The following is an 8,085-nucleotide window of genomic DNA, read 5'->3' as shown; positions in this document are numbered from 1 at the left end:
CCGGCCCGCAGCCCCACCACCGCCGAGGCCCGCCAGCAGGACGAGCGGCTGGCCACCCTGCGGGACGAACTCACCCGGTACCACGATCTGTACGGCATCAGGGCCGGCGTCTTCTACCGCGACGGCAGCCCGATGGCCGCGGCCCCGGCGACCTGGCGGCCCCCGCGCCGGGGTGAGGGCGCCGCGGCCTTCGCCGAGGCCCTGGCCGGGCGCCGCAGCCACGACCCGCCCCAGGTGTGGCCCTGGCAGGACGGCCGGATCGCGGTCGCCTCACCGGTCGTCCGCGACGGCGACGTCGTCGCCGTCGTCCTCACCGACTCCCCCACCGGGGCGATGCGCTCGCGCATCCTGCACGGCTGGCTGCCGCTGGCCGCCGGGGAGGCGGCCGCCATGCTCGTCGCCGTCGCCTTCGCCGTCCGGCTGACCGGCTGGGTCCTCAAACCGGTGCGCGTACTGGACAAGGCCAGTCACGACATCGCCACCGGGCGGCTGGCCTCCCGGGTGGCCGCCCTGAGCGGGCCTCCGGAACTCCAGCGCCTGGCCCGGTCCTTCAACGAGATGGCCGACCACGTCGAGACCGTCCTGGAACAGCAGCGCGCCTTCGTCGCCGACGCCTCCCACCAACTGCGCAACCCGCTGGCGGCCCTGCTGCTCCGCATCGAACTGCTGGCCCTGGAACTGCCCGAGGGCAACGAGGAGATCGCCTCGGTGCGGGCCGAGGGCAAGCGGCTGGCCCGGGTGCTCGACGACCTCCTCGACCTCGCACTGGCCGAGCACACACCCGCCGACCTGCGGCTGACCGACATCGCCGCGCTCGCCGCCGAACGCGTGGCCGCCTGGCGTCCGGTCGCCGACCGCGAGGGGGTGGAGCTGCGCGCGGCCGGGCAGGGCGCGGTGACCGGCTGGGCCGACCCGGTCGCGCTCTCCAGCGCGCTGGACGCGGTCGTGGACAACGCGGTGAAGTTCACCCCCGCCGGGGAGTCGGTCACGGTCGCCGTCGCCGCGGCCGGCGAGCGGGTGATCATCGAGGTCGCCGACCACGGGCCCGGCCTCACCGAGGACGAGCTGAACCGGATCGGGGACCGCTTCTGGCGCAGCGGCCGCCACCAGAACGTCTCCGGCTCCGGCCTGGGCCTGTCCATCTCCCGCGCGCTGCTCGCCGCCGGCGGGGCGGACATCTCCTTCGCACGCAACGAGCCGCACGGCCTGCGCGTGGTGATCGGCCTGCCGAGGAGCGCGCCGGACACGGGGTGAGGCCCGAGGGGGCCGCGGCCGCGGGGCGCCGCGGGCCGCCGCGGCCCGCGGCGCCCCTCCGGCGGGACCGGCTCAGGACTTCACCGAGCGGTAGTAGCGCTCGGCGCCCCGGTGCAGTGGGAGCGGATGGGTGTAGATGGCCGTGCGCAGGTCGACCTTCTGCGCGGCGTGGACCGCGCGGCCGATGCGGTCCCGGCTGTTGATCACCGAGCGGGTGATCCCCTCGGTCAGCGCGGCGTCCGTGCCGTCCATGGTGACCAGCAGGTTCGCCACCGCGATCGTCTCGACGGCCTTGCCGTCCTGGACGGCCGGATAGGCGTCGGAGGGCATCAGGGCCGCCCGGTAGGAGCGGGTCTGCGGCTCCTGGGCGTGCAGCACCGGCACCAGGTCGCCCAGCGGTACGAGGCGGATCTCGGTGGCCTCGGCGAGCTCCTCGACCGCACCGGTCGGCAGCCCGCCCGACCAGAAGAAGGCGTCCAGTTCCTCGCGGACCAGCAGCTCCGGCATCCTGTCGATGCCCTGGAGCACCGGCTGGACGTCCTTGTCCGGGTCCAGGCCGGCGGCCTTCAGCAGCCGGCCCGCGATCAGGTTGACGCCGGAGCGCCGCTGTCCGAGCCCGACCCGCAGCCCCTTCAGGTCCTCGGCGGCGCGCACCGGCGAGTCGGCCGGGACGACGAGCTGGATGTAGTCGTCGTACAGCCGAGCGCAGGCCCGCAGCCGGTCGGCGTCCTTTCCGCCGGAGTTGACGTAGGCGGCGACCGCGTCGGCCGCGGCGATGGTGAAGGACGCCTCGCCGGAGACCAGCCGTTCTATGTTCTGCACCGAGCCCTGACTGGGCACGAGGGTCACGTCCACCTCGGGCAGGTCGCGGCCCAGTTGCTCCTTCAGCAGTTCCCCGTAGCGTTCGTAGACCCCGCCGCGGGCGCCGGTGGTGAAGACGACCTGGCCGCTGGGCGCCGGGCCGCCGCCGGGCAGCAGCCACCACAGCAGCAGCGCGAGCACGGCGGCGGCTGCCGCCGCGGCCGCCGGCGGCCGCCGTGTCCACAGGCGCCGTACGTGCGGGGAGACCATGGCCTCGATCCTGCCAGGACCGCTGCGCGGAAGGGAGAGGCGGGGCGGGGGCGGGAGCGCGTACCCTGTCGACTGAGATGAGTGCGAAGACTTACCAGGTGCGCACCTACGGGTGCCAGATGAACGTCCACGACTCCGAGCGCCTGTCTGGCCTGCTGGAGGACGCGGGCTATGTCCGGGCCCCGGGGGACGCCGACGACGCCGACGTGGTCGTCTTCAACACCTGCGCGGTGCGGGAGAACGCCGACAACAAGCTGTACGGCAACCTCGGCCACCTCGCCCCCAGGAAGGCGTCCCGGCCGGGCATGCAGATCGCGGTCGGCGGCTGCCTGGCGCAGAAGGACCGCGACACCATCGTGCGGCGCGCGCCCTGGGTCGACGTGGTCTTCGGCACCCACAACATCGGCAGTCTGCCGGTGCTGCTGGAGCGCGCCCGCGTCGAGCAGGAGGCGCAGGTCGAGATCGCCGAGTCGCTGGAGGCGTTCCCCTCCACGCTGCCGACCCGGCGCGAGAGCGCGTACGCGGCCTGGGTCTCCATCTCGGTCGGCTGCAACAACACCTGCACGTTCTGCATCGTCCCCGCGCTGCGCGGCAAGGAGAAGGACCGCCGGCCCGGCGACATCCTGGCCGAGGTCGAGGCGCTGGTCGCCGAGGGCGTCACCGAGATCACGCTGCTGGGGCAGAACGTCAACGCCTATGGATCCGACATCGGCGACCGCGAGGCCTTCTCCAAGCTGCTGCGCGCCTGCGGGAAGGTCGAGGGTCTGGAGCGGGTCCGCTTCACCTCCCCCCACCCGCGAGACTTCACCGACGACGTCATCGCCGCCATGGCCGAGACGGGGAACGTGATGCCGCAGCTGCACATGCCGCTGCAGTCCGGCTCCGACCGCGTGCTGAAGGCGATGCGGCGCTCCTACCGGCAGGAGCGCTTCCTGGGCATCATCGAGAAGGTCCGGGCCGCGATCCCCGACGCCGCGATCTCCACCGACATCATCGTGGGCTTCCCCGGCGAGACCGAGGAGGACTTCGAGCAGACCCTCCACGTCGTCCGCGAGGCCCGCTTCGCGCAGGCGTTCACCTTCCAGTACTCCAAGCGGCCCGGCACCCCGGCCGCCGAGATGGACGGGCAGATCCCCAAGGAGGTCGTCCAGGCGCGCTACGAGCGCCTGGTGGCCCTCCAGGAGGAGATCTCCTGGGAGGAGAACAGGAGGCAGGTCGGGCGGACGCTGGAGGTCATGGTCGCCGAGGGCGAGGGCCGCAAGGACGGCGCCACCCGTCGGCTGTCCGGCCGCGCCCCCGACAACCGCCTGGTCCACTTCACCCGTCCCGACGGCGACGTGCCGCGCCCGGGGGACATGGCGACCGTCGAGGTCACCTACGCCGCCCCGCACCACCTGCTGGCCGAGGGCGAGGTGCTGAGAGTGCGGCGCACCCGTGCGGGCGACGCCTGGGAGCGGCGCAACGCCGCGCCCGAGGCCGGGCCCCGGGGTGTGATGCTCGGGCTGCCGACCGTCGGCGCCCCCGAGCCGCTGCCCGCCGCGCCGGGCGGCTGCACCGCCCGCTGACGTACCCGCCCTCCGGAGCGCACAGGCGCGCGGGCCCGGCGCACGCGCGCCGGTCGTGAGCCCGGCGTGCACCGGTTGTGCGCTGGTCAGGCGTGTGCGGGCCCCTTGTGCGCCCGACCGCGGGGAGGGTGTACGGCGGTAGGCTGCGAGCCATGCTTGTCGCCGCCGCCGTATGCCCCTGTCCGCCGCTGCTGGTGCCCGAGGTGGCGGGGGGCGCCGCCCACGAGACGGACGAAGCCCGAGCCGCCTGCTACGACGCCATCGCCGTCCTGGCCGCCGCGCGACCCGACCGGCTCGTCGTCGTCGGCACCGCCGACCCGGCGGGCCGGGGCAGGTATCCGCAGGGCGCCACCGGGTCCTTCCGCCCCTTCGGGGTCGAGCTGGAGGTCCGGCTGGGGCCGGGCGAGGGCCCGCCCGCCGGGCATCCGCTGCCACCGTCCCTGGCCGTGGGCGCCTGGCTGCTGGAACGTACGGGCTGGGGCGCGGCACCCGTGGAGGGGATCGCGGTGGGGGAGCCGCTGCCGAAGGAGCGCTGCGCGCGGACCGGGCGGGAGCTGGCCGCCTCGGCGGAGCGTGTCGCGCTGCTGGCGATGGGCGACGGCAGCGCCTGCCGGACGATCAAGGCCCCCGGCTACTTCGACGAGCGCGCCCCCGCCTTCGACGCGGACGCGGCCCGCGCCCTGGGCGCCGCCGACCCCGCCGGGCTGCTGGCCCTCGACGAGGAGCTGGCCTACGAGCTGAAGGCGTCCGGCCGGGCCTGCTGGCAGGTGCTGGCCGGCGCTGCCGAGGGCGCGGGGCTCCAGGGGCGGCTGCTGTACGACCAGGCGCCGTACGGTGTCGGCTACCTGGTGGCGAGCTGGTCGTAGGCCGTCCCGCCTCGCAGACCCGCCTCGCCGTCCCGTCCCCGCCGCACGGCGGGGACGGCGGCCGCTCAGGCGGCGGGGCCGGCGGTGTTCCCCTTCTCGTCCCTCTCACGGGTCAGCCGCTCCCGCGCCTCCCGGATCTTCGCATCGCGGGTCCCGGTGCGGCGCCGGTGCCTGCCCCTGGTCCCGCTACCGGACGTCTCCCCGGCCTTCCCGCCGTGCCGGCCGGCCATGCCCCTGACCCTGTCCATGATGCCCATGGCGGTCACTCCGTTCTCTCGCGGTCCTCTCGCGCTCCGCCGACGACTCCCGCCCCGGGCCGGATTTCCCGGATCCACTCGCGTATCGCCACCAAAGGCGCGAATGCCCCGTATACACCACAGACCCTACTCCCGCGGCAGGAGTTCCGCGTCCCACGAGCGGTGCGCCGGCCCGCGCTCCGGATGCCCGTCCGCGGCCGGTACGCGCGACGCGCGACGGCCGCGGACGCGGGGCGCCGCGTAACTCGTTCGGACTCCTCCCCGTGCGTTTGCGAGACTTGGGCCGTGAGCAGCTCACCCCCCACCCCCCGTGTCATCGCCGTGGTCGGACCCACCGCGGCCGGAAAGTCCGACCTGGGCGTCGCCCTCGCCCGGCACCTCGGCGGCGAGGTGATCAACGCCGACTCCATGCAGCTCTACCGGGGCATGGACATCGGCACCGCCAAACTGACGCGGGAGGAGCGCCAGGGCGTTCCGCACCGCCTTCTGGACGTCTGGGACGTGACGGTCACCGCCAGCGTCGCCGAGTACCAGCGCCTGGCCCGCGCCGAGATCGACCGCCTGCTCGCCCAGGGGCGCACCCCCGTGCTCGTGGGCGGATCCGGGCTGTACGTGCGCGGTGCCGTCGACGCCCTGGAGTTCCCCGGCACCGACCCGGCCGTACGGGCCCGGCTGGAGGCCGAACTGGCCGAGTCCGGCTCCGGGGTGCTGCACGCCCGGCTCGCCGCCGTCGATCCCGAGGCGGCCCGCGCGATCCTGCCCGGCAACGGCCGCCGGATCGTCCGAGCCCTGGAGGTCGTCGAGATCACCGGCCGCCCCTTCACCGCCAACCTCCCCGGCCCCGACTCCGTCTACGACACCCTCCAGATCGGGGTCGACGTCGCACGCCCCGAGCTCGACGAGCGGATCGCCCGGCGGGTGGACCGGATGTGGGAGGCCGGGCTGGTCGAGGAGGTGCGCGAGCTGGAGCGCGCGGGGCTGCGCGAGGGCCGCACGGCCTCACGGGCCCTGGGCTACCAGCAGATCCTGGCCGCCCTGGCCGGCGAGTGCACCGAGGACGAGGCGCGCGCCGAGACCGTACGCGCCACCAAGCGCTTCGCGCGGCGCCAGGACTCCTGGTTCCGACGCGACCCGCGTGTCCACTGGCTCAGCGGTGCGGCGGACGATCGCGGCGAACTCCCCGGGAAGGCGCTGGCCCTCCTCGAACGAGCGGTCACAGCCTGATCACGTGATGGCATCGGGACGCCCAGCGGGCGCTGGACGGCCGCCCGGGCGTGCCATCATCGAGCATCGGCGAGCATCGACCGTCGATTGAGCCGCAGAGCCGGGAGTTGGGAGGGCACGTGGCGATGGAGGCCGGCCCCCGCAACAGCGATGAACCGGTCGTCGAGCAGCTCCGCGCGGCCGGCGACGGCCCGAGGGCCCTGGACGGCGTGGGTCCACTGGAGGACGGGGACGGACTCGAGGCGCTGGAGGAGACGGCCCCCGAGGGGGACGAGTCCTACGGCGAACTCCGCCCGCCCCGGAAACTGCGGCTGTGGCAGCTCGCCCCCATCGTCGGCCTAGGCGCGGCCGGCTCGCTGATGTTCGCCTTCCCGCTCGCCTTCGGGCTCGGCGAGGGCGGGGCGGTGGTCGCCATGCTCGGGCTGCTACTCAGCTGCTGTGCCGCCGGCTGGGGCATGATGGCCGCCCGCCGCGCCGGCCTCGCCTGGCCGGGCCTGCCTGCGCGCGGCTCCGGAGAGCGTCCCGACTGGCGTCTGATCGTCCTGTACGCGCTGATCGCCGGCGCCCTCGTGGCGCTGGCCGTCTGGCGCGTCGCCCGGCTCCGCTAGGCCCTGTCCGACAAATCCCGCCTGCTCCGCGGCGTCTGGCACGCACTCCCCCAGCCTCCGGCCGGGGGCACCCCCATGCCGCGTTGTCGATCGTCGGCGCAGCACGCTGCGCTCTCCTCCTCCGCCTTGCGATCGCACGCACCAGACGCCGCGGAGCCCGCCCTTCGGGCGGACAGCGCTATTTGTCGGGCAGGGCCTAGCCCGCCCGGCTCCGCCGGCCCGGCCGGTGGCCGGGCCACGCCCCGTACGATGGGCACCGTGAACAGCGCAGCAGGGACCGCAGGCGTGCCCGTGCCGTTCCTCAAGGGGCACGGCACCGAGAACGACTTCGTGATCATCCCCGACCCGGACGGAACGCTTGACCTGCCCGCCGAGGCCGTGGCCCGGCTGTGCGACCGGCGGGCCGGGATCGGCGGGGACGGCCTGCTGCGGGTGGTGCGCTCCGCGGCCCATCCCGAGGCGCGCCCGATGGCCGGCGAGGCCGAGTGGTTCATGGACTACCGCAACGCCGACGGCAGCGTCGCGGAGATGTGCGGCAACGGCGTACGGGTCTTCGCGCGCTACCTCCAGCGCGCCGGGCTGGCCGGCGCCGGCGACCTCGCCGTCGCCACCCGGGCCGGTGTGCGCCGGGTGCGCCTGGCCGAGGACGGCGGTGTCACCGTCCACATGGGCGCCGCCAAGCTGCCCGGCGGCACGGAAGAGGACGTCACCGTCACGGTGGGGGAGCGCAGCTGGCCCGCGCTCCACGTCGACATGGGCAACCCGCACGCCGTCGCCTTCGTGGACGACCTCGCCCACGCCGGTGACCTGTACACCGCCCCGGCCGTGGCGCCGGCCGCGGCCTACCCCGAGGGCGTCAACGTCGAGTTCGCCGTCGGCCGGGGGTCGCGCCACGTGGCCCTGCGGGTGCACGAGCGCGGTTCCGGCGAGACCCGCTCCTGCGGTACGGGCGCCTGCGCGGTCATGGTCGCGGCCGCCCGCCGCGACGGCGCGGATCCGGCCGCGGACGGCACTCCGGTCACCTACACCGTCGACGTCCCCGGCGGGCGGCTGGTGATCACCGAACATCCGGACGGCGGTGTCGAGATGACCGGCCCCGCCGTGATCGTCGCCGAGGGCACGATCGACCCCGGCCTGCTCGCCGCTTCCTGAGGGCGACCGCTCGAACGGGTGATCCCGGCCACTGCGGACGGGAGGCGGCCCGCGGGGTGTGGGAGGCTCGGTAGGATCAAGCCCCCCG

Annotated in this window: 8 protein-coding genes; 6 read left to right on the top strand and 2 right to left on the bottom strand. The window is 75.0% G+C overall.

Annotation, left to right across the window (positions count from 1 at the left end; all coding sequences use genetic code 11):
• Nucleotides 1-1,254 (top strand): HAMP domain-containing sensor histidine kinase (locus L7D48_RS06450; RefSeq protein WP_237877912.1); only part of this gene is annotated, 1,254 nt, incomplete at its 5' end.
• A gap of 72 nt (nucleotides 1,255-1,326) precedes the next feature.
• Here the strand turns inward: L7D48_RS06450 and L7D48_RS06445 are convergent.
• Complete coding sequence (locus L7D48_RS06445; RefSeq protein ID WP_237877911.1) at nucleotides 1,327-2,325, bottom strand: TAXI family TRAP transporter solute-binding subunit; 999 nt, start codon at nucleotides 2,323-2,325, stop codon at nucleotides 1,327-1,329.
• Between the two features lie 77 nt (nucleotides 2,326-2,402).
• Here L7D48_RS06445 and miaB point away from each other — a divergent pair, with 77 nt between their 5' ends.
• Together miaB and L7D48_RS06435 are read left to right on the top strand one after the other, a co-directional pair.
• The gene (miaB, locus tag L7D48_RS06440; RefSeq protein WP_237877910.1) at nucleotides 2,403-3,890 is read left to right on the top strand and encodes a tRNA (N6-isopentenyl adenosine(37)-C2)-methylthiotransferase MiaB; all 1,488 of its coding nucleotides are present in this window, start codon (nucleotides 2,403-2,405) and stop codon (nucleotides 3,888-3,890) included.
• 152 nt (nucleotides 3,891-4,042) lie between these two features.
• Complete coding sequence (locus tag L7D48_RS06435) at nucleotides 4,043-4,756, top strand: class III extradiol dioxygenase subunit B-like domain-containing protein (protein WP_237877909.1); 714 nt, start codon at nucleotides 4,043-4,045, stop codon at nucleotides 4,754-4,756.
• A gap of 65 nt (nucleotides 4,757-4,821) precedes the next feature.
• On the opposite strand, the gene L7D48_RS06430 is transcribed toward L7D48_RS06435, so the two are convergent.
• On the bottom strand, nucleotides 4,822-5,013 hold the full coding sequence (locus L7D48_RS06430; protein WP_237877908.1) for a hypothetical protein: 192 nt from the start codon (nucleotides 5,011-5,013) through the stop codon (nucleotides 4,822-4,824).
• A gap of 285 nt (nucleotides 5,014-5,298) precedes the next feature.
• Between L7D48_RS06430 and miaA the strand changes: the two genes are divergently transcribed.
• From miaA to dapF, 3 genes are all read left to right on the top strand, one after another.
• Nucleotides 5,299-6,237 (top strand): tRNA (adenosine(37)-N6)-dimethylallyltransferase MiaA, encoded by a 939-nt coding sequence (gene miaA / locus L7D48_RS06425; protein ID WP_237877907.1) that lies wholly within the window; start codon nucleotides 5,299-5,301, stop codon nucleotides 6,235-6,237.
• A 125-nt stretch (nucleotides 6,238-6,362) separates the two neighbouring features.
• Nucleotides 6,363-6,845 (top strand): hypothetical protein, encoded by a 483-nt coding sequence (locus L7D48_RS06420; RefSeq protein ID WP_237877915.1) that lies wholly within the window; start codon nucleotides 6,363-6,365, stop codon nucleotides 6,843-6,845.
• Between the two features lie 258 nt (nucleotides 6,846-7,103).
• Nucleotides 7,104-7,997: a diaminopimelate epimerase gene (gene dapF / locus L7D48_RS06415; RefSeq protein WP_237877906.1), complete on the top strand. Its 894-nt coding sequence runs from the start codon at nucleotides 7,104-7,106 to the stop codon at nucleotides 7,995-7,997.
• Nucleotides 7,998-8,085: the final 88 nt, after the last annotated feature.

Origin of the sequence: Streptomyces sp. ICN903, assembly GCF_022015835.1 — a bacterium.
Lineage (GTDB): Bacteria > Actinomycetota > Actinomycetes > Streptomycetales > Streptomycetaceae > Streptomyces > Streptomyces fenghuangensis.
This window is presented reverse-complemented; position numbering and strand designations above follow the sequence as displayed.